At 62.9% G+C, this 22,674-nt stretch carries 22 protein-coding genes; 9 read left to right on the forward strand and 13 right to left on the reverse strand.

Features of this window, described 5'->3' with window-relative positions; translation table 11 throughout:
* Window positions 1-169: 169 nt before the first annotated feature.
* The 8 genes from pheT to BC363_RS20980 form a co-directional block, all read right to left on the reverse strand.
* Window positions 170-2,596, reverse strand: a complete 2,427-nt coding sequence (pheT, locus tag BC363_RS20945) for a phenylalanine--tRNA ligase subunit beta (protein WP_065784572.1) — start codon at window positions 2,594-2,596, stop codon at window positions 170-172.
* A 133-nt stretch (window positions 2,597-2,729) separates the two neighbouring features.
* On the reverse strand, window positions 2,730-3,812 hold the full coding sequence (gene pheS / locus BC363_RS20950) for a phenylalanine--tRNA ligase subunit alpha (protein ID WP_065784574.1): 1,083 nt from the start codon (window positions 3,810-3,812) through the stop codon (window positions 2,730-2,732).
* Between the two features lie 52 nt (window positions 3,813-3,864).
* The gene (locus BC363_RS20955; protein WP_065784575.1) at window positions 3,865-4,692 is read right to left on the reverse strand and encodes a hypothetical protein; all 828 of its coding nucleotides are present in this window, start codon (window positions 4,690-4,692) and stop codon (window positions 3,865-3,867) included.
* A 91-nt stretch (window positions 4,693-4,783) separates the two neighbouring features.
* On the reverse strand, window positions 4,784-5,188 hold the full coding sequence (rplT, locus tag BC363_RS20960; protein WP_029742440.1) for a 50S ribosomal protein L20: 405 nt from the start codon (window positions 5,186-5,188) through the stop codon (window positions 4,784-4,786).
* A 40-nt stretch (window positions 5,189-5,228) separates the two neighbouring features.
* A complete protein-coding gene (gene rpmI / locus BC363_RS20965) occupies window positions 5,229-5,432 on the reverse strand; it encodes a 50S ribosomal protein L35 (protein WP_025425550.1) in 204 nt (67 codons plus the stop codon).
* A 172-nt stretch (window positions 5,433-5,604) separates the two neighbouring features.
* On the reverse strand, window positions 5,605-6,972 hold the full coding sequence (locus tag BC363_RS20970) for a sensor histidine kinase (RefSeq protein WP_065784577.1): 1,368 nt from the start codon (window positions 6,970-6,972) through the stop codon (window positions 5,605-5,607).
* Window positions 6,969-7,634, reverse strand: a complete 666-nt coding sequence (locus tag BC363_RS20975) for a response regulator transcription factor (RefSeq protein WP_065784578.1) — start codon at window positions 7,632-7,634, stop codon at window positions 6,969-6,971. The genes BC363_RS20970 and BC363_RS20975 overlap by 4 nt, the downstream gene beginning before the upstream one ends.
* A gap of 7 nt (window positions 7,635-7,641) precedes the next feature.
* Window positions 7,642-8,136, reverse strand: a complete 495-nt coding sequence (locus BC363_RS20980) for a hypothetical protein (RefSeq protein WP_141690388.1) — start codon at window positions 8,134-8,136, stop codon at window positions 7,642-7,644.
* Window positions 8,137-8,337: 201 nt separating this feature from the next.
* On the opposite strand from BC363_RS20980, the gene BC363_RS35175 reads away from it, so the two are divergent.
* Entirely contained in the window at window positions 8,338-8,943 is a 606-nt protein-coding gene (locus BC363_RS35175) for a hypothetical protein (protein WP_065784580.1), read from the forward strand.
* Between the two features lie 320 nt (window positions 8,944-9,263).
* Here the strand turns inward: BC363_RS35175 and infC are convergent, their stop codons facing one another.
* Window positions 9,264-9,800 carry a translation initiation factor IF-3 gene (gene infC, locus BC363_RS20990; protein ID WP_077503129.1) on the reverse strand — a complete coding sequence of 179 codons (537 nt, stop codon included), beginning with the start codon at window positions 9,798-9,800 and terminating at the stop codon, window positions 9,264-9,266.
* A gap of 218 nt (window positions 9,801-10,018) precedes the next feature.
* Between infC and BC363_RS20995 the strand changes: the two genes are divergently transcribed.
* Both BC363_RS20995 and BC363_RS21000 read left to right on the forward strand, forming a co-directional pair.
* Window positions 10,019-10,828, forward strand: coding sequence for an alpha/beta hydrolase (locus BC363_RS20995; RefSeq protein ID WP_065784584.1), 810 nt, complete (start codon window positions 10,019-10,021; stop codon window positions 10,826-10,828).
* 287 nt (window positions 10,829-11,115) lie between these two features.
* The gene (locus BC363_RS21000; RefSeq protein WP_065784585.1) at window positions 11,116-11,736 is read left to right on the forward strand and encodes a transglutaminase-like cysteine peptidase; all 621 of its coding nucleotides are present in this window, start codon (window positions 11,116-11,118) and stop codon (window positions 11,734-11,736) included.
* 73 nt (window positions 11,737-11,809) lie between these two features.
* On the opposite strand, the gene mbfA is transcribed toward BC363_RS21000, so the two are convergent.
* Window positions 11,810-12,793 (reverse strand): iron exporter MbfA, encoded by a 984-nt coding sequence (mbfA, locus tag BC363_RS21005; protein ID WP_065784586.1) that lies wholly within the window; start codon window positions 12,791-12,793, stop codon window positions 11,810-11,812.
* 164 nt (window positions 12,794-12,957) lie between these two features.
* Here mbfA and BC363_RS21010 point away from each other — a divergent pair, with 164 nt between their 5' ends.
* Complete coding sequence (locus BC363_RS21010) at window positions 12,958-13,767, forward strand: lipo-like protein (protein WP_065784587.1); 810 nt, start codon at window positions 12,958-12,960, stop codon at window positions 13,765-13,767.
* Window positions 13,768-13,810: 43 nt separating this feature from the next.
* On the opposite strand, the gene BC363_RS21015 is transcribed toward BC363_RS21010, so the two are convergent.
* A complete protein-coding gene (locus BC363_RS21015; RefSeq protein ID WP_065784588.1) occupies window positions 13,811-15,052 on the reverse strand; it encodes a cyclopropane-fatty-acyl-phospholipid synthase family protein in 1,242 nt (413 codons plus the stop codon).
* Window positions 15,053-15,353: 301 nt separating this feature from the next.
* Entirely contained in the window at window positions 15,354-15,923 is a 570-nt protein-coding gene (gene efp, locus BC363_RS21020) for an elongation factor P (RefSeq protein ID WP_065773805.1), read from the reverse strand.
* 177 nt (window positions 15,924-16,100) lie between these two features.
* On the opposite strand from efp, the gene epmA reads away from it, so the two are divergent.
* The 5 genes from epmA to BC363_RS21045 all read left to right on the forward strand — a co-directional run bounded on the left by epmA (window position 16,101) and on the right by BC363_RS21045 (window position 21,901).
* Entirely contained in the window at window positions 16,101-17,153 is a 1,053-nt protein-coding gene (gene epmA / locus BC363_RS21025) for an EF-P lysine aminoacylase EpmA (protein ID WP_065784589.1), read from the forward strand.
* On the forward strand, window positions 17,150-18,202 hold the full coding sequence (locus BC363_RS21030) for a lysine-2,3-aminomutase-like protein (RefSeq protein ID WP_065784590.1): 1,053 nt from the start codon (window positions 17,150-17,152) through the stop codon (window positions 18,200-18,202). Before epmA ends, BC363_RS21030 begins: the two co-directional genes overlap by 4 nt.
* Window positions 18,203-18,289: 87 nt before the next feature.
* Window positions 18,290-19,192 (forward strand): RNA polymerase sigma factor SigJ, encoded by a 903-nt coding sequence (gene sigJ / locus BC363_RS21035; RefSeq protein ID WP_065784591.1) that lies wholly within the window; start codon window positions 18,290-18,292, stop codon window positions 19,190-19,192.
* Between the two features lie 195 nt (window positions 19,193-19,387).
* Window positions 19,388-20,830 carry an MFS transporter gene (locus BC363_RS21040; protein ID WP_083223565.1) on the forward strand — a complete coding sequence of 481 codons (1,443 nt, stop codon included), beginning with the start codon at window positions 19,388-19,390 and terminating at the stop codon, window positions 20,828-20,830.
* A gap of 255 nt (window positions 20,831-21,085) precedes the next feature.
* On the forward strand, window positions 21,086-21,901 hold the full coding sequence (locus BC363_RS21045) for a class I SAM-dependent methyltransferase (protein ID WP_065784592.1): 816 nt from the start codon (window positions 21,086-21,088) through the stop codon (window positions 21,899-21,901).
* Between the two features lie 82 nt (window positions 21,902-21,983).
* Here the strand turns inward: BC363_RS21045 and BC363_RS21050 are convergent, their stop codons facing one another.
* The gene (locus BC363_RS21050) at window positions 21,984-22,649 is read right to left on the reverse strand and encodes an OmpA family protein (protein ID WP_065784593.1); all 666 of its coding nucleotides are present in this window, start codon (window positions 22,647-22,649) and stop codon (window positions 21,984-21,986) included.
* Between the last annotated feature and the right edge of the window lie 25 nt (window positions 22,650-22,674).

A 22,674-nucleotide genomic window follows, 5' to 3' on the forward strand; every position in this document is an offset into this window, starting at 1 on the left:
ACCGGCCATGGCGTGAGCCGGCGCGTCCTTCTTCCCCTCCGCCAAAACACGGCCGTCAAAAACAACCCAATCCGCAAAACAAAACCCGCCGAAAAATCGACGGGTTTGTCAGCGGTCTGAGCGCCGCTGCGAGCAGCGGCCTTTACGATGGTTACGGTTCGAACCGCTTTCAGGCGCGCAACACGCCGCCGGTCGTCTTGGTGACGTTGGCGACGATCTTGGCGGTCAAAGCCTCGAAGTCCTCGTCGGTGAGCGTGCGCTCGACCGGCTGGATCGTCACTTCGATGGCGATCGACTTCTTGTCTTCACCCAGCGAAGCCCCCTCGAACACGTCGAAGACACTGACGCCGGTCACCAGTTTGCGGTCGGCGCTGGACGCCGCGCGCAGGATGGCACCTGCCTCGACGCCCTTGTCGACGACGAAGGCGAAGTCGCGCTTGACGGCCTGGAAGGGCGAGAGGTCGAGCGCCGGCTTGGTGCGGGTCGCCTTCTTCTTCGGTTCCGGCATGGCATCGACATAGATCTCGAAGCCGCAGAGTGCGCCGGAGACGTCGAGCGCCTCGAGCGTCTTCGGGTGGAATTCACCGAAGGAGCCAAGCACGATCTTCGGGCCGAGCTTGATCGTGCCGGAGCGACCGGGGTGATACCAGGCCGGGCCACCGGCTTCGAACTGGATATTGCCCATCGGCACGCCGCAGGCTTCCAGCACCGCGATCGCATCGGCCTTGGCGTCGAAGACGTCGACCGGCTTGCCGCCGCCCTTGGCCGCATTCGACCAGAGCCGTCCGGCGCCGTTGAGCGATGCGGTGCCACGACGCACGCCACCGGCAACGCGTCGCTGCTGATCCGCGCCGTCGCCCTCGTAGGTACCGGAGACTTCGAAGAGTGCAACGTCGCCAAAGCCCTTGTCGGCATTGCGCTGCGCCGCAGTCAGAAGACCCGGCAACAGCGACGGGCGCATGTCCGACATATCGGCGGCGATCGGGTTGGCAAGCTTCAGGGCCGGCGCACCGCCGCCGAAGAGCTTGGCATGATCTTCGGAAATGAACGACCAAGTGACGGCTTCCAGCATGCCGCGGCTTGCCAGCGCGCGCTTGGCAAGGCGAGTGCGGATCTGCAGCGTCGTCAGGATCTTGCCGTTGACGGTGCCATGGCTCGGCAAGGGTGCTGCAACGATATTGTCGACGCCGTGAATGCGCATGACCTCTTCGACGAGATCGGCCTTGCCGTCGACATCCGGGCGCCAGGACGGCACCGACACATTGACACGATCTCCCGAGCCCTCGACGCCGAAGCCGAGCTTCTTCAGGATCGTCACGCTCTCTTCTGACGAAACCTCAAGCCCCGTCAGGCGCTTGACCTCGGACATCGGGAAATCGACGATTTTCGGTGTATAGCCCGCATAGCCGACGACTTCTGCCTTGGCCGGCTTGCCGCCGCAGAGTTCGAGAACCAGCTCGGTGGTGCGCTCGAGACCCGGCACCATGTATTCGGGATCGGCGCCGCGCTCGAAGCGGTAGCGCGCGTCCGTGATGATGCCGAGCGTGCGGCCGGACTTGGCAATGTTCATCGGGTCCCAGAGCGCCGATTCGATCAGCACGTCGGTGGTGTTCTCGTCACAGCCGGAGTGTTCTCCGCCCATGATGCCGCCGATCGACTCGATGCTCTTTTCGTCGGAGATGACGACGTTATTCGGGCCGAGCTTGTATTCGCGCTGGTCAAGCGCCAGCACGGTTTCGCCTCCCTTGGCGCGGCGGACGGTCAGGTTGCCCTTGACCTTGGCAGCGTCGAAGACGTGCATCGGCCGGCCCTGGTCGAAGGTCATGTAGTTGGTGATGTCGACGAGCGCGTTGATCGGACGAAGACCGATGGACAGCAGCCGCTGCTGCATCCACTTCGGCGACGGTCCGTTCTTGACGCCGCGCACCAGGCGCAGGCTGAAGCCTGGGCAAAGGTGACGGTCTTCGCCAAGATCGATCGTCAGCTTGGCCGTCGTTTCGCCTTCGACGGTAAAGGACGGTGCAGCGCGGGCCTTCAGTGTACCGAGGCCGGAAGCTGCAAGGTCGCGGGCGATGCCGTAGACGCTGGTGCAATCCGGGCGGTTCGGCGTCAGGTTGATCTCGATCATCGGGTCGTCGAGGCCGGCATAGGCGGCATAGCTCGTGCCGACCGGCGCATCCGCCGGCAGGTCGATGATGCCGTTGTGGTCGTCGGAGATCTCGAGCTCCTTTTCCGAACACATCATGCCGCGGCTTTCGACGCCGCGAATGTTGCCGACGGAGAGTGTGACGTCGATGCCCGGCACGTAGGTGCCCACTGCAGCAAAGGCACCGACGAGGCCGGTACGGGCGTTCGGCGCGCCGCAGACGACCTGAACCGGCGCGCCGGAGCCGGTATCGACCATCAGCACCCTCAGCTTGTCGGCATTCGGATGCTGCTCGGCGGAAACGACCTTGGCGATGACGAACGGCTTGAAGGCGGCCTTGTCGTCGACATCTTCGACTTCAAGCCCGATCATCGTCAGGCGCGCGCAGATCTCGTCCAGCGAGGCGTCGGTTTCAAGGTGGTCCTTGAGCCAGGAAAGCGTGAATTTCATGATTTCACCTGTGTCCTCGAGCGTTTCCGGCTTAAACCGGGTTGCGGAAACGCTCTATCCCTTTGTTTTTACGCATTGCCTGACGGAAAACCGCTTCGCACTTTTCCTGGAAATGCTCCAAATTTCAGCGCGATCAGGCCGAGAGGCCGCCGAACAGCGTCGGCATGTCGAGCGGGCGGAAGCCGTAATGGTTCATCCAGCGGACATCGGCGTTGAAGAAGTCGCGCAGGTCGGGCATGCCGTATTTCAGCATGGCGATGCGGTCGAGGCCCATGCCCCAGGCAAAGCCCTGATACTCGTCCGGGTCGAGCCCGCCGGAGCGCAGCACGTTCGGGTGAACCATGCCGCAGCCGAGGATCTCCATCCAGTCGGTGCCCTCGCCGAACTTGACGATCGGGCCGGAACGGTCGCACTGGATGTCGACCTCGAAGGACGGCTCGGTGAACGGGAAGAACGACGGGCGGAAGCGCATCGTCACCTGGTCGACCTCGAAGAAGGCCTTGCAGAACTCTTCCAGCACCCACCGCATGTTGGCAACGTTCGCGGACTTGTCGACGACCAGGCCCTCGACCTGATGGAACATCGGCGAGTGGGTGGCGTCGGAATCCTGGCGATAGGTCTTGCCGGGGATGATGATGCGGATCGGCGGATCCTGCGCCTCCATCGTGCGTATCTGCACCGGCGAGGTATGGGTGCGCAGCACCTTGCGCTCGCCCTTTTCGTCTTCATTGAAGAAGAAGGTATCGTGCATCTCGCGGGCTGGGTGGCCTTCCGGGAAGTTGAGCGCCGTGAAGTTGTAGTAGTCGGTCTCGATATCCGGACCTTCGGCGATCGAAAAACCCATGTCGCCGAAGATCGCGGTGATCTCGTCGACGATCTGGCTGATCGGGTGGATGCGGCCGCGCTCGACCGGCGACGAGCGCACCGGCAGGCTGATATCGACCGTTTCGCGTGCGAGGCGCTCGGCGATCGCCCGGTCCTTCAGCGCCGACTTGCGGGCGGTGATCGCGTCGGCGACCGTGGTCTTCAGCGCGTTGATCTGGGCGCCACGGGTCTGGCGCTCCTCCGGCGTCATCGTGCCGAGCGTCTTCAGCAGCTCGGAGATCGAGCCCTTCTTGCCGAGCGCGCCGACGCGCACCGCCTCGATCGATCCTTCGTCGCCGGCGGCATCGATATCCGCCAGCAGTGTCCGTTCCAGTGTTTCCAGTTCGCTCATTCTGTCCTGCCTCGATGCGGGAATGGGTTCGGTTCTATATCGGTTGTTGTCTTCAGGATTGTGATTGCGTCGCACTCGCCAGGTAGTCCGTCGCCGCCACGAAGCGCACAAGGTCATGGCCGTTCTGGATGCGCAGAAGGAAGCGCGCCAGCGGCAGGAGCCGCGTGAAAAATGGCATGATCTCGGCAAGAGCGACGGCGGTTTCCGCCGGCGCTGCAAGTTTCCAGGCAGCAAAGGCCCGGTCCGGCGTTTCGGGTTTCAGTGCTCGGCTTGCAATCTGCAGGAAGAGCAGCCAGACGTCGCGCGCCTGAGCGGTCGCGAGCGGCATGACCGCTGCCGGCTCCTCCTCGAAATCGAGGAAACAGAACTCGCCTTTGTCGATGACGAAATCGCGCGGATGCGGGCGCCCGTGGCAGAGCCCCGCGGCATGCAGTCGGCCGAGCTCGGCGGCGCAGCGCACCAAAAGCGCGTCGTGTCCGTCGATGTCTTTGTCGCGCAACGCGCTCATCTGCTTGCTGACCGGCAGGCCCAGATGCGAAAGCACCAGCGCGGTCGTGCCGCGATAGAGGATCTGCGGCGTCTTGAAACCGGCGGCGGAGAAAGCGGTGATCTGCCGGACTTCACGGTCGAGCATGCCTTGCGGGTCGAGAAGAGGCGCCGGCCGGAGGATGGTGACGCCGGTCAGGCGCGAAGCGAGCCACTGCAGGCGCTGGCCGAGACGCGCCCCGAGGCGCTGGTAGCGCTTGATCCAGACCATACGATCCCTAAGCTGGCACCGTTCGACGCGGGACGATCCGCCGGCAAGTGCTGCCAGCAGAGCCGCCATGTCCTCGTCGTCAAGCTCCGGAACCGCAAGCAGTTCCCTTCGATCGTCGTGCACTTTCGTCTCGCCAAATAAGAAAAACCCGCGCTAGCCCTGCCAGCGCGGGTTTCCCAACAAAATTCAAGAACGGTTTTGGGAAAACGCTGGCTTAACGAACAGCGCTTTCAAACTCGTTGGCCGTACCGGCTTCCTTGAGGTAGGCAAGTGCCTTCTTGGAAGCTTCGACGAGGGCGCCGAAGGCTGCCGGCTCATGGATAGCCATGTCGGACAGAACCTTGCGGTCGACTTCGATGCCAGCCTTGTTCAGGCCATCGATGAAGCGGCCGTAGGTCAGGCCGAACTCGCGGACGGCAGCGTTGATGCGCTGGATCCAGAGAGCGCGGAAGTTGCGCTTGTTGACCTTGCGGTCGCGGTAAGCGAACTGCTTCGAACGATCAACCGCAGCCTTTGCAGCGCGGATGGTGTTCTTGCGGCGGCCGTAGAAGCCCTTGGCTGCCTTGAGTGTCTTCTTGTGCTTGGCGTGAGCGGTTACGCCGCGTTTTACACGTGCCATGTCATGATCTCCTTGAACGTGTCCAAAATGCCTGAAAGTCTTAGAGACCGTTGGGCAGGTAGTTCTTGATGACCTTCTTGCCATCGGGCTCCGCGAGAACCATGGTTCCACGTGCGTCGCGGATGAACTTGTTGGAACGCTTGATCATGCCGTGGCGCTTGCCAGCAGCAGCTGCACGAACCTTGCCGGTCGCGGTGATCTTGAACCGCTTCTTGGCAGACGATTTCGTCTTCATCTTGGGCATTTTGCTACTCCATTTTTCTTAAGAATACGAAACGGACAGACGAGGTCCATTTCCAGCGTTAAGAACGGCCACGGCATGCCCTGCCGGACCGTTCGGACGGGGGCTTATACCCGGACATCCCCAAAAGCGCAACTGGGGAATCGAAGAAGCGTCACAGAAGCGACAGGGAGCCTCAAACCGGATCGCGCGGGCGCTTGCGCCCGCCGGCCGTTTCGAAGGTAAGAACCGCCTCCAGCCCGCCGAGCGGCGACTGGCCGAGGGTCAGCGTCGCGCCATAGGCATCGGCGATATCGGCGCTGATGGCAAGTCCAAGCCCGGTGCCCGGCACCTGGCCGGCTTCGCCATCCGCGACGCGGCCGCCCCGTTGCAGGACCCTTTCGCGATCTCCGTCGGCAATGCCCGGACCGTCGTCGCCGACAACGATGCGCAATCGATCCTCGGTGCGCGCTGCGGAAACGCGGATGCGCGACCGCGCCCATTTGGCGGCGTTGTCGAGCAGATTGCCGAGGCATTCGGCCAGATCGGCCGGATCCATATCGAGAGACAAGGACGGATCGATCGTCTTCTCCCAGACGATGCCGCGCTCGGCGGTGACCGGCCGCAACACGTTCACGAGCTTGCCCGCCATGCTGGCAACCGATGTCGTCGCCATGCGCTCGACACCCATTCGGGCGGCCTGGAGCTGACGGTCGGCACGCTGGCGCACAAGATCGACCTGCTGCAGCGCCATCCGGCGCTCGGCATCGGGCAGGCTTTCGGCAAGCTGGGCGAGCACGGTCAACGGCGTCTTCAGGCCATGGGCGAGATCGCTGGCGCGGGCGCGGGCGCGCTCCACGGCGGTTTCGCGCTCGGCCAGAAGCAGGTTGATCTCGTTGATGACAGGCCCGACCTCGCTCGGGCCGGCCGAACCGAAGTCCCGTTCGCTGCCGGCGCGCACCAGCGCCGCCCGCTCGCGCAGCCTTCTAAGCGGCGCAAGGCCGAGAGCGCCCTGCAGGAAGGCAGCGCCGGCGAGCACGGCGGCGGTTGCAAGCAGCATCAGCCGCATCCGCCCGTGAAAAGAAGAGAGCGCATCGTCGAGCTCCTGGCGAGCGAAGCCGGCCTGAACGGAAAAGCGCTCGGCGTTGGGGCCGTCACCGAGCGCCAGCGTCTGGGCATGAACAAGCATCGGCGCGCCGTCGGGACCTTCGAGTTCCACAAAGCCTTCGTAACGGCGCGCGGATCGAGCCGTGGTATCGATGACGGTATCCCAAAGGGATCGGGATCGGATCGGCGTGCCCGCTTTCGGCGTGAGCTGCCAGTAGCGACCGCCGGCCGGCAGCGAAAAACGAGGATCCGCCGGCTCGCGCGGCAGGGCAAGTTCGCCGTTCCTGACGACAACCTGGGCGGCGACCGTGTCGACGACGGTCACCATTTCGGCGCGATAACGGCTGACGACGTAATCGGTAAAAAGCCGCGACAGCGAGAACCAGACCACCAGCAACACCACGCCGACGGCGATCAGCGCGCCAATCGCCAATCGCAGCCGAAGCGAACGGATCATCTGCTATCGTCCGGAAGCAGGTAACCGAAGCCGCGCCGCGTCTCGATCGCCGAACTCTCGGTCTTCTTGCGCAGTCGCGCAATCATCGCCTCGACGGCATTCTTGGCGGCGTCATCCTCACGACCCTGCACATGGCTTGCCAGCTCGAGCTGCGTCAGAACCTGGCCCTTGCGCTCCACGAACAGCGCGATCATGCGATATTCGAGCGGGCTCAATTCAAGAACCTGACCATCGAACGTGACGCGCCGCGTCGTTTCGTCGATGGTGAAGCGCCCCGCCGAGCGCACAGACTGCAGCCGCGGGCCTGCGCGCCGGAGCAGCGCACGCAATCTTGCGACCAGTTCCTCGGCACGAAACGGTTTTGGCAGATAGTCGTCGGCGCCGGCGTCGAAACCGTCGACGCGCTCCATCCAGGAGCCGCGCGCCGTCAGCACCAGCACCGGCGTTTCCAGCCCCGCCTGGCGCCAACGCTTGAGGATCGACAGGCCGTCCATGCCGGGCAGGCCCAAATCGAGGATGATCGCGGCGTAAGCACCGTTTTCGCCCTGCTCCCAGACGTCCGGGCCGTGGGCCAGCGTGTCGACGCCGTAGCCTTCGGCCTCGAGCTTCGTCACCACATGGGTGGCAATGTTACGATCGTCCTCGGCGAGAAGAATGCGCATTCTGCCCTCAGAATCCGAAGATGTTCATGAATTTCCCAGTGCGCGCGTTGATGCGCAGATTTCGGATCGTGCCCTGCTGGTCACGCGTGCGCAGCCTGTAGACTTCGGCATCGTCATATCGCCTCAGGTCCACGGCAATGACCGCACCATATTTGTCCTCGTCGACGAGGCGAAGCACATCCTTCAGCGCCAGGATGCGTCCCTTCTCCACGCCGTCGCGGGCCCGCTCCTGATCGCTGCGGCGGCCGCTGCCGGAGTTGCCGTCGTCATCGCCACCGCCGGGGCCGCTATTGTCGTCGCCGTCATCATCGTCCCCGCCGCGACCGCTGTTGTCGTCGTCACCGGAATCGCCGCCGCCATGGCCACTCGACCCGCTGCTACCGCTACCGCTGCTGCTGTCGTCGTCGCCGTCCTTGGCAAAGGCGGAAAAGCCGCCCACCTGCGGCGCAAGCGAAAGCAGCATAGAACAGCAAAACAGTGCGAGCAGATTTCGTCGTGTCATCGGCATGGTTTCGTCCAGTTCCACATTTTCAAGCCTTGCGAAGGCGCCGCGTCATTCCCGACATCGTCCGGCGCCATGCTTCCCCAAGGCGCATACCCGACATGCGCTTGCAAATTCCTCTCGCCCGCCTCCCAGCAGATTGATCCCCCGCGCTGTCAAGCGCAAGAGGTCGCGCGCGCCGGGCCCGACATGGAAAAGCACATGACCCCCTGCGTCGGTTCCGGCGCAGGGGGTCATGCGTTCCTTGGGCCAATCCGCTGGGCGGGCGTTAAGCGGAATGAGCCCATCATTCCGGTGCACTACGGGGGCGGATGCACCGGACATCAGTTTGGATCAAAGCGCCGATGCGGGCCTGATCGAAACGCTGGTAATTGGACCCGGATTGCGGCGGGCATCGCCACCACCCGGCTTCACGGTCACGACGCGAACCCCATCCTCGATTTCGATCTCGACCTCCAGAACCCGGCCAAGATCGTCAACGGCGATCAGCGATCCGTTGAGCAGACCCCTCAGGCTCTCCTCAGAAACACTCAGCGCAACCTCAGGCCGGTCAACGTCGTCCCGGTTGCCTGGACCGCGGTTGTCAACGCGATCATCATCGTCATCGTCATCGTCATCGTCATCGTCGTCTCGGTTGCCGGGACCGCGGTTGTCATCATCATCGTCGTCGTCATCGTGATCGTTGCCGGGGCCGCGGTTATCGCCGCGATCGTCATCATCATCCCGGTCGTCGTTGTCGCGGTCGTCATGGCCGCCATCATCGCTGCCGCCGCGACCACTGCTGTCGCCATCGTCGGCAAGCGCTGACGTGGCGAACGGATGCGCCGGACCGGTCGCGATCAGCGAGAACCCAACGGGTGCGGACACGAGCCCACAAACACCCATGGTGGAAACAAGCAAAGCTTTTCGAAGCGTGACGTACATGACTTTCGTCCTTCTCCTGATTTCGATCACGGGAGAATGACATGCCGCCACTGACAGCTCGCTGAGGCCGGCTGTCAGCATTCTGTCAGCAGAGGCGCAAAGGCGCTGCGGAGGAAGTCGGGGCGCCCTCAAACGCAAGAAGCCGCCCCGAGGGCGGCTTCCTACCTGATACGTCGCACGGACGACCCGTCCGTCAGCGGCGGTCAACGCGGAGCGAGGACCATCATCATCTGGCGGCCTTCGAGCTTCGGCTCGGCTTCGACCTTGGCGATCGTCTGGGTGTCGTCCTTGACCTGAAGCAGGAGCTTCATGCCGAGTTCCTGGTGCGCCATTTCGCGACCGCGGAACTTCAGGGTCACCTTGACCTTGTCGCCTTCCTCGAAGAAGCGATTCATCGCCCGCATCTTCACTTCATAATCATGCGTGTCGATGTTGGGACGCATCTTGATCTCTTTGATCTCGACGATCTTCTGCTTCTTGCGCGCTTCGGCCGCCTTCTTCTGGTTGGCGTACTTCAGCTTGCCGAGATCGAGGATCTTGCACACCGGCGGTTCGGAGTTCGGCGCGATCTCTACCAGATCAAGACCGGCCTCTTCCGCCATGCGGAGCGCCTGGTCGATCGGGACGGCACCGATATTCTGGCCTTCGGCATCGATAAGCTGAACCCGGGGAACCCGGATTTCCTTGTTTGAGCGCGGTCCCTCCTTGACGGGGGCGTCCGTTTTGAACGGTCTGCGAATGGTCGTACTCTCCTCGAGCTGTTTCCGAAATGCGGTTCAATTAATAGTCGGCGCGGCCTCAGCCGAAATGCTTCAATCTGCCGCCGACGGCAATGTGTGAATTGCGACGGGAGAGTCAATAGCATGGCTCACAAGGAAAATCACCACCTGTCGAAGCCAAGACGAATCTGTTTTAGAAAGAAATTCGCCGCCAATCCGGGCATTTGGAGAGAATTGAGATGCAAACGACGCCAGCCGAAACCGAAACAACCTTCATCGAGGTTGGCAAGGATGCCGCCCGTCGCCGCATCGCCATGAAGATCCTGCGGGCGCAAAAGCCTTCCGATCGGCCGACGCTTGCGTGGCTCGGCGGCTACCGCTCGGACATGACCGGCACGAAGGCCATCGAGGTCGAGCGCCTTGCCCGCGAGCGGGCAACCGACTGCATCCGGTTCGACTATTCCGGCCATGGTGCCTCCGGCGGCGCCTTCAAGGACGGGACGATCTCGCGTTGGCTGGAAGAAAGCCTTGCCGTGATCGAGCATGCCGCCCCCGGGCAGCGCCTGATCCTGATCGGCTCTTCGATGGGTGGCTGGATCGCGCTGCGGCTGATCCAGGAATTGCGCCTGCGCGGCATGGGCGAACGCATCGCCGGGCTGGTGCTGATCGCGCCCGCCCCCGACTTTACCGCCGAACTGATCGAACCCAACCTGACGGAGATCGAGCAGCGCTCGCTTGCGGAACGCGGCTATTTCGAGGAACCGTCCGAATACAGCCCCGAACCCAACATCTATACGCGCGCCCTGATCGAGGACGGCCGCGACAACCGCGTGCTCGTCGGCACGATCACTACGGGCTGCCCGGTTCACATTCTCCAGGGCATGCGTGACCCGGATGTGCCCTACACGCACGCGCTGAAACTGATGGAGCACCTTCTCGCCGACGACGTCGTCATGACGCTCATCCGTGACGGCGACCATCGTCTTTCGCGCGAGGAAGACATTGCTAAAATGAAACAGGCGATCGGAAATATGCTGCCTTCGGCCTAAGCCGATAAGCCTGCGTTCGAAGCCCCTTCTACCCCAATTTTTCGACCCCATGCGCGGCAGACCGCCTGCTACGCAAGGCTTTGCGCTGCATTTCGACATCGGCCTTAACCATAAAGTCCAATGCCCGAATCAGTAGATTGACTCTCCCGTCCCAACTCTATTAACTCTTTGTTAACGATTAGAGCAGCATGAGGCGGAAGACCTGAACAAGCTGCCCTCAACTCAAGATTGCGCGAATACGTCCGGACGGGAAGAGCCCGGAATACCGCGTCACGCAGGGGATTTGTATGGCGTCTTGGACTGGGGTTAAGGGAAGTATCGCGGCGTTTTGCGCACTTTTCATTTCAGCGAACACGGCAATTCCCGCACAGGCGGGATCCTCTCCTTGGATGCAGACCGGCTCGGTTACCTCGCAGCCGATCGGACATTACGAGTTCTGTCAGAAGCACAAGGGCGAATGCAGCGTCAAATCGAAGACGAGCGTGGCGCCGCGTGTCACCGAGCGCGGCTGGGCGACGATCCGCCAGGTCAACGCTTCCGTGAACCGCGAAATCACACCGGTGACCGATCAGGAACTCTTCGGCAGGGATGAAGTCTGGACCTATCCGCAGGATGCAGGCGATTGCGAAGACTTCGTTCTCGAGAAGCGCAAGCGCCTGATGCGCAAAGGCTTCCCGGCAAGCGACCTCCTGGTCACCGTTGTGCGCAAGCCTGATGGTGAGGGCCATGCGGTCCTGACCGTGCGCACCGCCCAGGGCGATTTCGTCCTCGACAATCTTGAGAACGGCGTGAAGCTCTGGACCCAGACGCCCTACCGTTACCTCAAGCGTCAGGCGTCTTTCAACAGCGGTCGCTGGGTCACCATCGACAATGGCGCGGAAGTGGTCGTCGGCTCGGTCGGCAACTGATACCGCAACATCATCGCTTTACAAAAATGGGCCGGTCAGACCGGCCCATTTTTCGTTTCAAGCGGGGGGCTGATCAGGCGTTGCCGATCAGGATGCCCGCCGCCAACACGAGGCCGCCGCCGAGCACAACCTGGAATGCGGCACGCAGGAACGGCGTTTCCATGTAGCGATTCTGAATGAACGCGATCGCCCAAAGCTCGAAGAAGACGATGACCGCGGCCGTGATGGTCGCCGTCCAGAAATGCGGAATAAGATAGGGCAGCGCGTGCCCGAGGCCGCCGAGGGCGGTCATGATGCCCGAGGCGAGGCCACGCTTGATCGGCGAGCCGCGCCCGGAAAGCTTGCCGTCGTCGTGCGCCGCCTCGGTGAATCCCATGGAAATACCGGCGCCGACAGAAGCGGAAAGGCCGACGAGGAAGGTCTGCCAGGTATCCTGCGTCGCAAAAGCGGCAGCGAAGATCGGCGCCAGCGTCGACACCGAGCCGTCCATCAGCCCTGCCAGTCCCGGCTGAACGTAAGTCAGGATGAACTGTCGGCGCGCCGTCTGATCCTCTTCCTCGCGGACATCGTCCGGCGTGTGTTTTTCACCGAGCCTGCGGGCAAGCGATTCATGCGATTTTTCCGCAATCGCCAGGTCGCCCAGCAGCTTGCGCGTCGCGGCATCCTGGGTTCGTGCTGCCGCCTCGACATAGAAGCGGTGCGCCGTCTCCTCCATCGCCTCTGCCTCCGCGCGCGCCTTCTCGATCGGCATTTCAGCGATCAGCCAGTCGGGCTTGCGATCGGGAAAGTCGCGCACATGCTCACGGCGGACCAGCGGGATCCGGTTGCCGAAGCGCTGGACATGCATGTCGATCAGCCATTGCCGGTGGTGGCTCTCCTCCTCCGCCATCTCCTCGAACACTTTTGCCGAGTGTGGATATTTTTCTCTCAGCGCATCCGCATAGGCGAGATAGATGCGGCCGTCGTCTTCCTCCGACGAGATCGCCAGGGCCAGGATTTCCTGTTCGGTGAGAGAAAGAAACGAACGCTTGGAGCGGGAGAAGAGGCGGGAAAACATCAGCGAAAACCTTCTTTAGAATAGTTCTAAAATAGAAACCCTGGGAATGTGCGTCAAGGCCAAAGCCATGCAATCACGAGACAATCACTCGACAGAGTGTCGCGGCTCGGCCACCATGCAGGCGCATGCTTATCCCCATTCCCGTCGTTGGAGCGGCCGCCTCCATGAAGACCATCTACCCGCTTTCCGAAAGCAAGGATACATTTCTGGACCGGCTCGGCGCCCGCATGGCCGCAAGGCTGCAGACACAGACCCTTGGCTATGAACCCTACACGCCATCCGATCAGGAAACCCTGGCGCGCACGCTGCGCCCGGGCGACGTCCTGTTGATCGAAGGCAACCAGAGGGTTTCCGCTGCGATCAAATATTTGACCCAATCGACCTGGTCGCATGCTGCATTTTTCGCCGGCGACCAGATGCCGCTGACGCTCGACCAGGCGACCCTGCCGGTAATCGAAAGGCCACAGCTGATCGAGGTGAATATCGGCGAAGGCTGCATCGCCGTGCCTTTAAAGAAATATGCATCGTTCAACACGCGCATCTGCCGGCCGGTGGCGCTGACGCCCGACGATCGCACCGCGCTGGTCGGCTTCATGATCTCCCGGCTCGGCATGAAATACGACCTGAAGAACATTCTGGACATGCTGCGCTATTTCATGCCGGCACCGCCGGTGCCGGTACGCTGGCGCCGGCGCCTGCTGGCGCTTGGCTCGGGTGATCCGACGCGGGCGATCTGCTCGACGCTGATTGCCGAAGCCTTCCAGCAGATCCGCTATCCGATCCTGCCGGGGGTCACGCGCGCGCCCGGGCACGCGTCGGCCACCTCCACCTATTCACGCGAAGAGATCCTGCATATCCGCCACCATTCGCTCTACACGCCACGCGACTTCGACCTTTCGCCGTTCTTCTCGATCGTCAAGCCGACGCTCGAGTTCGGCTTCGACTACAAGCGGCTGCGCTGGAACGGAGACTGACCGGCACGAAGCCGGTCAGATGGGGCCGGTCAGATGGGGCCGGTCAGATATTGAGGTCGAGTGCGTGCTCGCGGGCCATGAAGTCGCGCTGCCGGTCGGTGATGTAATCGCGCACGATCGGCGCCGCGTCACGTGAGCGCGACAGCTGCATGTGGAAGACGAGCTGGCTGCCGGTGCGGAACATCATCTCGGCACTGATCAGATAGAACTCCCACATGCGAGCGAAACGCTCGTCATACATCGCGATCACCTTGTCGCGGTTGGCCTCGAACCGCTCGCCCCAATGCGCCAGCGTCGTGGCGTAGTGCACGCGCAGGAACTCCAGATCGGTGACCCAGAGACTGTTGCGCTCGACGACGTCGAAGACCTCCGAGAGTGCCGGCGAATAGGCGCCGGGGAAGATGTATTTCCGCAGCCATGCGCTCGCCATGCCGGGCGGGCTCATGTGGCCGATCGAATGCAGCACGGCAAGGCCGTCATCCCGCATCAGCGCATTGAGTTTCTTGAAAAACTCATCGTAGTGATGCACGCCGACATGCTCGAACATGCCGACCGAAACGATACGGTCGAACGGCCCCTGCACGTCGCGATAATCCTTGAGCTCGAAGCGGACACGATCGGCGAGCCCGGCGGCCTCGGCCCTTTGCGAGGACAGCGCCTGCTGCTCCTTCGAAAGCGTCACGCCCAGCACTTCGACATTTTCGAGCTTCGCCAGGTACATCGCCAGATCGCCCCAGCCGGAGCCGATATCGAGCACCTTCATGCCCGGCTCCAGGCAAAGCTTGGAGGCGAGCAGCCGCAGCTTGTTGCGCTGGGCCTTCTCCAGGCTCTCATTCGGCTCACGGAAATAGGCGCAGGAATAGAGCATGTTGTCGTCGAGGAACAACTTGTAGAAGTCGTTGCCGAGGTCGTAGTGATGCGCAACGTTCTCTTGCGCCTTGCCCTTGGGATTTGCCTGCTGGCGCTTGCGAAAGCGCATCTTCACCGCGCGCAGCACCTTCTGGATCGGATAGGAGCCGAGCGAGAGCCGGTTGATCGAAAACAGCGTCAGGAAGTCCTTGAGCGTCGAGCCTTCCTCGAACCGCATGGTGCCGTCCATGTAGGCTTCGCCAGCCGCCAGCTCCGCATTGAAGACAAGGCTGCGATAGAGCTTCTTGTCGGTGAGCCGCATCGTGACTTCGGGTCCCGGCACGCCGGAGAAAATGTGTCTTTTGCCATCGGCGTCGATCACCGTCAGGCGACCCTTGCGAATGAACGACTTCATCATGTGCGACAATGGAAACATGCAGACCCTCTCGTGACAGCAACGTCGTGGCGCCGGCATCCTAGCACCCGTTTTTCGAAATGCTCCCCCTAAATTTGCGGTTGCTGATCGAGCCGCAGCCGCCGCTTGCAGGCTGTACGACGCCAAGCGTCAAAGATGGCACGCAAGGGACGCTGTAGTATTTTCGATCTGCTGGATAATTTGGTCCCTAAATCGATTCCGATCTAGGGAAACATGCGGCAGAAACGACAACGGGGACGGCAGGTTGAACCCGCCGTCCCCGTTCGATGCGATCACTCGATCGTGCCAGTCCCTGATCGTGTCAGTCCTTGGCGCGCTCGACATAGGAGCCGTCTTCGGTCGCGATGACGACGCGGGTGCCGGCCTGGATATGCGGCGGAACGAGCGTGCGAACGCCATTCGACAGAACAGCCGGCTTGTAGGACGACGATGCCGTCTGGCCCTTGACTACCGGCTCGGTCTCGGTGATTTCAAGCGTCACGTGGCGCGGCAGGTCGATGGCGATCGCCAGGCCTTCGTGGATCGAAAGAATGCAGGCCATGCCTTCCTGCAGGTAGGCCTTGAGGTCGCCGATGTCGTCGGTGGTCATGACCAGCTGGTCGTAGCTTTCCGGGTTCATGAAGTGGAAGCCTTCGCCATCTTCATAAAGGAAGGTGTGCTCGCGGTCCTCGACGAAGGCGCGCTCGACCTGCTCGGTCGTGCGGTAGCGCTCGGAGACCTTCACGCCGTCGGAAATGCGGCGCATGTCGACCTGGGTGACCGGCGTGCCCTTGCCCGGGTGGAAGTTCTGCGCGGTAAGAACGACATAGAGCTTGCCGTCAACGTCGAGAACGTTGCCCTTGCGGACTGATGAAGCGATGACCTTGACCATTAGTCTTCCTTGTAACAGAGGTATGCGCGACACGGCGCGCCGGGAAAGCCGGCCCCGAAAGACGCGAAAATTATGATATCGCGCCGCCACTACCCTAATTTCGTGCAAATAGCCAGCCTGCGCCGGCATTGGTGCGAAGAAAGCCTGGGGCGCGCAGAAAGCCTGGATCGAACGACCATGTCGCATGCCTCACCCTGGTGGACGCCGCACGTCCATGCCGACCGGCGCCCGTTTCTCCTCGGGCGCAACCGGATCCAGTCGGCGCTGCGCCGGTTCTTCGACGAGCGCGACTTCATCGAGGTCGATACCGCGACGCTGCAGGTCTCGCCGGGCAACGAGGCTCATCTGCACGCCTTTGGCACAGAGGCGCTCAACCATGACGGCTCCGCCCACCCGCTCTATCTGCACACCTCACCGGAATTTGCCTGCAAGAAGCTGGTTGCCGCCGGCGAAAAACGCATCGCCTGCTTCGCCCATGTCTACCGCAACCGCGAGCGCGGGCCGCTGCATCATCCGGAATTCACCATGCTCGAGTGGTACCGCGCCGGCGAGACCTATGAGACGCTGATGCGCGACTGTGCCGATATCCTTGCACTCGCGGCACAGACGACCGGCACCGGCCAGTTCACCTTCCAGGGCCACACCTGCGACCCCTTCGCCGAGCCGGAACGCCTGGCAGTGGCCGAAGCCTTCGCGCGCTTTGCGGGCATCGACCTGCTCGCCTCGATCGCCTCCAACGGCGAAACGGACCGGAACGCGCTTGCCAGCGCGATGGCAACGGTCGGGTTGCGGGTTGCCGCCGACGACACCTGGGCCGACCTGTTCAGCCGCGTGCTTGTCGAAAAAATCGAACCGCATCTCGGCTTTGGCCGCGCGACAATCCTTGACGAATACCCGGCCGCCGAAGCTGCCCTTGCCCGGCCGACGGCGCGCGACCATCGCGTTGCCGAACGCTTCGAGCTCTATGCCTGCGGCGTCGAACTCGCCAATGCCTTCGGCGAACTGACCGACGCCGCCGAGCAGCGCCGCCGTTTCGAAATGGAAATGGCGGAAAAGGCCCGCGTCTACGGCGAGACCTACCCGCTGGACGAGGACTTTCTGGCGGCGCTGACGATCATGCCGGAAGCCAGCGGCATCGCGCTTGGCTTCGACCGGCTGGCGATGCTGGCAACGGGTGCATCGCGCATCGACCAGGTGCTCTGGGCACCGGTAGCGGAGACGCAGTTATGAACGTTCATCGCCCGATCAAGACGGCCGGCGACCTCGTCGAGGCCGGCCTTATCAAACCATCGCAGCAAGACGCCGTTTCGCGCGTCGCCGAGCGCTATGCGGTCGCCATCAGCCCGACGATCGCAAAGCTTATCGACCGTAACGATCCGAACGATCCGATCGCCCGCCAGTTCGTGCCCGATGCGGCCGAGCTGACGTTGTTGCCGGAAGAGCGCGAGGATCCGATCGGGGACAGGCCGCACAGCCCGGTGACAGGCATCGTCCACCGCTATCCCGACCGGGTGCTCCTGAAAGCCGTGCATGTCTGCCCGGTCTATTGCCGCTTCTGCTTCCGCCGCGAAATGGTCGGGCCGCAAGGCCTTGGCACGCTGACACCTGCCGAACTCGATGCGGCGATCGCCTATATCGCCGAACATGAGGAGATCTGGGAGGTCATCCTCACCGGCGGCGACCCGCTGGTGCTGTCGCCGCGCCGGCTCACCGAAATCATGGAGCGGCTGAAACCGATCGCTCACGTCAAGATCGTGCGCTTTCACACGCGCGTGCCGGTGGTCGAGCCCGAGCGCATCAACGCCGACCTGATCGCAGCCCTCAAGGCGAGCGGCAAGGCCACCTATGTGGCGCTGCATGCCAACCATCCGCGTGAACTGACCCCGGAAGCGCGCGACGCCTCGGCCCGGCTGATCGATGCCGGCGTCGTCATGGTCAGCCAGTCGGTGCTGCTGAAAGGCATCAATGACGATGCGGACGTGCTTGCCGCCCTGATGCGCGCCTTCGTCGAGACCCGGATCAAGCCCTACTACCTGCACCACCCGGATCTGGCGCCGGGCACCAGCCATTTCCGGCTGTCGATCGAGGAAGGTCAGGCGCTGGTCGCATCGTTGCGCGGCCGCGTCTCCGGCCTCTGCCAGCCGGCCTATATCCTCGACATTCCCGGCGGGCACGGCAAGGCGGTGATCAGCGCAGCATCGATCGCCGCGGACGGCGGGGGTTGCTACACGGTCACCGACTTGCGCGGCGAGCAGCACGCCTACCCGCCAAAAATCTGAGAAAAATTTCAAGACGGCGTCACAGGTGCAGCAAGCCAATCGTCAGATGGTCATGAGCAACGATCGACACCCCAATGGAGCCGAGACATGACCGATACGAAAGGCGTCCGCAGCACGGCAATTTTCGAGGAGGCGCGTCCCCGCCTTCTCGGTCTCGCCTACCGGATCCTTGGTTCGCGCACGGATGCCGAAGATGCGGTGCAGGACACGTTCGTTAAGTGGCAGGAGGCCGATCAGACGGTGATCGAAAGCCCGGCCGCCTGGCTGACGACCGCCTGCACCCGCCGCTGCCTCGATCTGTTGAAGGCGGCGCACCGCAAGCGCGTCGATTATGTCGGCGCCTGGCTGCCCGAGCCGATCCATACGGCAAGTGAAGACAATGCCGAGGAAAAGCTGGCGCTGACCTCGTCGCTCACCACCGCCTTCCTCTTGATGCTGGAGCGGCTGACGCCGAAGGAGCGGGCCGCCTATCTGCTGCACGAAATCTTCGGCCAGCCCTATGAGGAGGTCGCCGAAACGCTCGACATGCAGGAGGCCGCCGCACGCAAGCTGGTGTCGCGCGCCAAGACCAATATCGGCGTGGAGAAGAGCCGTCACCAGACGCCGCGCGAACGCCAGGACGAATTGTTGTCGGCTTTCCACGCGGCGATCCATGGCGGCAATATTTCCGGCCTCTCGAGCCTGCTTTCGGCTGAGGTGCGACTGACGGCCGATGGCGGCGGCAAGGTGGCGACGGTGCTCGGCGTGCTTTCGGGCAAGAACACCGTGCTTGCCTTCATCGCCGACCGGCTCACCGAATACTGGGCGCACTATGTCTGGGAAATCGCCGAGATCAACGGCGGCCGCGGCATTGTGCTCAGGGGCGAGAGCGAAAATGATATCGCCGCCAGCGTTTCCTTCGGCTATGACGGCGACGGAAACGTCAACGACATCTTCATCGTTCGCAATCCGGACAAGCTCACGCATCTCGGTGACGCTGCGGTCCACTGAATCAAAGCATTTCCAGAAAAAGTGCGACGCGGTTTTCCGTCAGGAAATGCGTAGAAACAAAGAAATAGAGCGGCTCGAAGACCCTATTTGAAACGGGAGCGCTCGGTCGGTCCCGACGGGGCAAGGCCGACGCGCCGCACGGCGCGACGCGTTGTTTGCCCGGCCGTCGTGACGCCACAGGAAAGGTGCAGACGCATGCTCGACAAGACATCCATACCCGCTGACAGGGCGGACAGCGGCTGGCTCGCCCTGCTGTCGGGCGAAAACGCCATTCATTCCATCGTGCTGAGCGGCGGCGTGGCCCTGCATGCCCTGAACATCTATGTCGTCACCACCATCATGCCGTCGATCGTGCGCGAGATCGGCGGGCTCGAATATTATGCCTGGAGCACGACGGTTTTCGTCGCCGCATCGATCCTCGGTGCAGCGCTTTCGGCCCGGCTGCTTGCCGCCGTCGGCGCAGGCTCGGCCTATGCGATCGGCGCGCTCGTCTTCGGCCTCGGTACGCTCATGTGTGCTTCCGCTCCCGATATGCTGGTGCTGCTTGGCGGCCGGGCGATCCAGGGCTTTGGCGGCGGCCTGCTCTATGCGCTCGCCTATGGCGTCATCCGGCTTGTCTTTGCCCCGGCGCTCTGGACCCGCGCCATCGGCCTGATCTCGGCGACCTGGGGCACGGCAACGCTCATCGGCCCGGCCGTCGGCGGCATGTTTGCCGAATTTGCCACCTGGCGCGCCGCCTTCTGGTCGCTGCTGCCGCTGACCGCACTTCTGGCAGCACTCGCCTTCTGGACGCTGCCGCGCAACGCTTGGTCCGAAGGCAAGCGCACACCGCTGCCCGTGCTGCAGCTGCTGCTTCTGGTCGGCATCGTTCTGGCGCTTTCGATCGCAAGCACTCTGTCCATATCGGGCGAACAGCTCGCCTCGGTCGGCGCGGCCATGCTCATGTTCGCAGTGCTTTTGCTTGTCGAGCGCCGCGCTGTCGGCAAGCTTCTGCCAAGCGGCAGCTTCACCATAACCTCCCCGCTGGCGGCCCTTTATGCGACGATTACGCTGCTGATGATCGGCATGCAGCCGGAAATCTACGTGCCGTATCTGCTGCAGGAACTGCATGGTCTGTCGCCGCTGGTTGCCGGCTACATCGCCGCGCTGATGTCGATCGGCTGGACCGCCGGATCGATGACGAGCGCGCACTGGCATGGCGACCGGGCACAGCGCACGATCTTCGCGGGCCCAAGCTTCGGCTTTGCCGGACTGGCGCTGATCGCCGTGTTCATGCCGATGGCTGGCGCCGGCTTTGCGGCGATCGCCGCACCGCTGTCGGCCGGTATCATGGCGGTCGGCTTCGGCATGGGCTTCGCCTGGCCGCATATCGTGACGGCCGTCTACGAACTCGCGCCACAGGGTGAGCAAGAGAAGGCTTCAAGCTCGATCACCACCGTCCAGCTTTTTGCCGCCGCGCTTGGTGCTGCCCTTGCCGGCCTGACTGCCAACCTGGCGGGCATCGAAGCAAGCACCACCGACGGGGTTGCCCGCGCGACGCAATGGCTCTTCTGGCTGTTTGCGCTGGCACCGGCACTGGCGATCCTGACGGCGAGGCGTGTCCGGCGGGCGCGTGCAGCAAAGGCAGCGGGAGCCTAGAGCGTTTCTGTCCTAAACGGAGTCGCAGAAACGCTCTATCTCTTTGTTTTTCGCATTTCCTGACGGAAAACCGCTCCGCACTTTTCCTGGAAATGCTCTAGGCAGCAGATACGTCCCATGGTTTCCGAGGCCGTGTCTCCTGCACAATTCCTGAAATCGGATCCGATTTCAGGATAAGATTATGCAGCAGGCTTGAAGCGCTACAGCGTCCTTTGCGCGTCATGTTTGACGCGCGGCGCTGTAGAGGAGGAAACGATGGACGCCGACGAGATCGGCCTTAGCGGCACCCGAGAAACGCTGCTGATCACACTGCAGGCAAAGGCCGCCGAAAGCGCGCTTCCCGATTCGCTCCTGCACGACCATTTCGCGGCCGATGCCATGCGGCGCCTCGGGCAGGCCGCGCAGCGTCTCGACGTCGGCCTTGACATGACGATCGGCATCGCCGTGCGCGCCTATCTCCTCGACCGATGGACAGAAGCGTTCGTCGACAGGCACCCGGATGCAACCGTCCTGCATCTCGGTTGCGGCCTCGATTCCCGCATTTTCCGCGTCGATCCGCCGGCAGAGGTGCGGTGGTTCGACGTCGACTTTCCCGACGTGATCGCGTTGCGCCGCAGTCTCTACCCGGATCGCGCCAACGACACGCTGATCGGATCTTCGGTGACGGAGGCCGGATGGCTTGCTGATATACCGGGTGACAGACCGGCGATGGTCGTCGCCGAAGGCGTCCTGCCCTATCTCGCGGCGGAGGACGTCTACGATTTGCTGCGGCGCCTCGTGGAGCGCCTGCCGGCGGGCGAGATCGTCTTCGACGGCTACAGCCACCTCGGCCTTCAGTTGCTGCGGCTCAATCCCGCCATCCGCGCCACGGGTGCCGCGCTTCACTGGGGCATCGACGATCCGCGCATGCTGGAGCGGCAGGTTCCGGGCCTCAGCCTGCTGGAAGAAGTCTGTGACTACGATCCGAGCCAGATAGAAAGGATGTCCGCTGCCGCGCGGATCGCCATGCAGTTCTTCAGCGTCATGCCCGTGCTGCAGCGGATGGGACGGCTTTTGCGCTACCGCTTCTAGCAACAACGTGGAGCGCCAGTCCCAATGAAGAAGGGCTGCACCGGTGCCGGTGCAGCCCTTCGATGTTCTTGTATCGAACCGATCAGCCCTGCTTGATCGGGGCGATGGAGATTTCGACGCGGCGGTTCTGCGCCCGGCCGGCTTCGCTGCCGTTGGAGGCGATCGGCCGTTCCTGACCGAAGCCCATGGTGGCCATGCGGCGCTGGTCGACGCCCTGGCTTGCCAGATAGTTGGCAACGGAGGCTGCGCGGCGCTCGGAGAGGCCCTGGTTGTAGGAGGCGCTGCCGGTGGAATCGGTATGGCCGTCGACATCGATCAGCGTCTTGTTGAACTTGCGCAGCACGATCGCCACGGAGTTCAGCGTATCGTAGAAGGCCGGGATCACCTGGTCGCGGTCGGTGGCGAAGGTGATGTTCGACGGCATGTTCAGGATGATGCGGTCGCCGGCGCGGGTTACGGAAACACCCGTGCCCTGCAGCTGGGCGCGCAATTCCGCTTCCTGGCTGTCCATGTAGTTGCCGATCAGGCCGCCGCCGAGCGCGCCGATGCCGGCACCGACGAGAGCGGCATCGCGCCGTCCGGCGGCACTGCCGCCGACGAGAAGACCGGTCGCAGCACCGAGGCCCGCGCCGATCAGCGCGCCGCCGGCGGTGTTCGACATCTTCTGCTCACCCGTATAGGGATCGGTGGTCGTGCATCCCGAGAGATAGATGGCCGCAACAGCCAGTATGGCGCATTTCTTGATCATAGAATCAATGGTCCCCATTCGTGCT

This window comes from Ensifer sp. LC384, from assembly GCF_001695865.1.
Lineage (GTDB): Bacteria > Pseudomonadota > Alphaproteobacteria > Rhizobiales > Rhizobiaceae > Ensifer.

Excerpts from the sequence above, each read along its gene's own strand:
- pheT (WP_065784572.1), bottom strand. The coding sequence starts at position 2,596 with ATGAAATTCACGCTTTCCTGGCTCAAGGACCACCTTGAAACCGACGCC.
- pheS (WP_065784574.1), bottom strand. The coding sequence starts at position 3,812 with ATGAGCGAACTGGAAACACTGGAACGGACACTGCTGGCGGATATCGAT.
- rplT (WP_029742440.1), bottom strand. The coding sequence starts at position 5,188 with ATGGCACGTGTAAAACGCGGCGTAACCGCTCACGCCAAGCACAAGAAG.
- rpmI (WP_025425550.1), bottom strand. The coding sequence starts at position 5,432 with ATGCCCAAGATGAAGACGAAATCGTCTGCCAAGAAGCGGTTCAAGATC.
- BC363_RS20970 (WP_065784577.1), bottom strand. The coding sequence starts at position 6,972 with ATGATCCGTTCGCTTCGGCTGCGATTGGCGATTGGCGCGCTGATCGCC.
- BC363_RS20975 (WP_065784578.1), bottom strand. The coding sequence starts at position 7,634 with ATGCGCATTCTTCTCGCCGAGGACGATCGTAACATTGCCACCCATGTG.
- BC363_RS20980 (WP_141690388.1), bottom strand. The coding sequence starts at position 8,136 with ATGACACGACGAAATCTGCTCGCACTGTTTTGCTGTTCTATGCTGCTT.
- BC363_RS35175 (WP_065784580.1), top strand. The coding sequence starts at position 8,338 with ATGACCCCCTGCGTCGGTTCCGGCGCAGGGGGTCATGCGTTCCTTGGG.
- BC363_RS20995 (WP_065784584.1), top strand. The coding sequence starts at position 10,019 with ATGCAAACGACGCCAGCCGAAACCGAAACAACCTTCATCGAGGTTGGC.
- BC363_RS21000 (WP_065784585.1), top strand. The coding sequence starts at position 11,116 with ATGGCGTCTTGGACTGGGGTTAAGGGAAGTATCGCGGCGTTTTGCGCA.
- mbfA (WP_065784586.1), bottom strand. The coding sequence starts at position 12,793 with ATGTTTTCCCGCCTCTTCTCCCGCTCCAAGCGTTCGTTTCTTTCTCTC.
- BC363_RS21010 (WP_065784587.1), top strand. The coding sequence starts at position 12,958 with ATGAAGACCATCTACCCGCTTTCCGAAAGCAAGGATACATTTCTGGAC.
- BC363_RS21015 (WP_065784588.1), bottom strand. The coding sequence starts at position 15,052 with ATGTTTCCATTGTCGCACATGATGAAGTCGTTCATTCGCAAGGGTCGC.
- efp (WP_065773805.1), bottom strand. The coding sequence starts at position 15,923 with ATGGTCAAGGTCATCGCTTCATCAGTCCGCAAGGGCAACGTTCTCGAC.
- epmA (WP_065784589.1), top strand. The coding sequence starts at position 16,101 with ATGTCGCATGCCTCACCCTGGTGGACGCCGCACGTCCATGCCGACCGG.
- BC363_RS21030 (WP_065784590.1), top strand. The coding sequence starts at position 17,150 with ATGAACGTTCATCGCCCGATCAAGACGGCCGGCGACCTCGTCGAGGCC.
- sigJ (WP_065784591.1), top strand. The coding sequence starts at position 18,290 with ATGACCGATACGAAAGGCGTCCGCAGCACGGCAATTTTCGAGGAGGCG.
- BC363_RS21040 (WP_083223565.1), top strand. The coding sequence starts at position 19,388 with ATGCTCGACAAGACATCCATACCCGCTGACAGGGCGGACAGCGGCTGG.
- BC363_RS21045 (WP_065784592.1), top strand. The coding sequence starts at position 21,086 with ATGGACGCCGACGAGATCGGCCTTAGCGGCACCCGAGAAACGCTGCTG.
- BC363_RS21050 (WP_065784593.1), bottom strand. The coding sequence starts at position 22,649 with ATGATCAAGAAATGCGCCATACTGGCTGTTGCGGCCATCTATCTCTCG.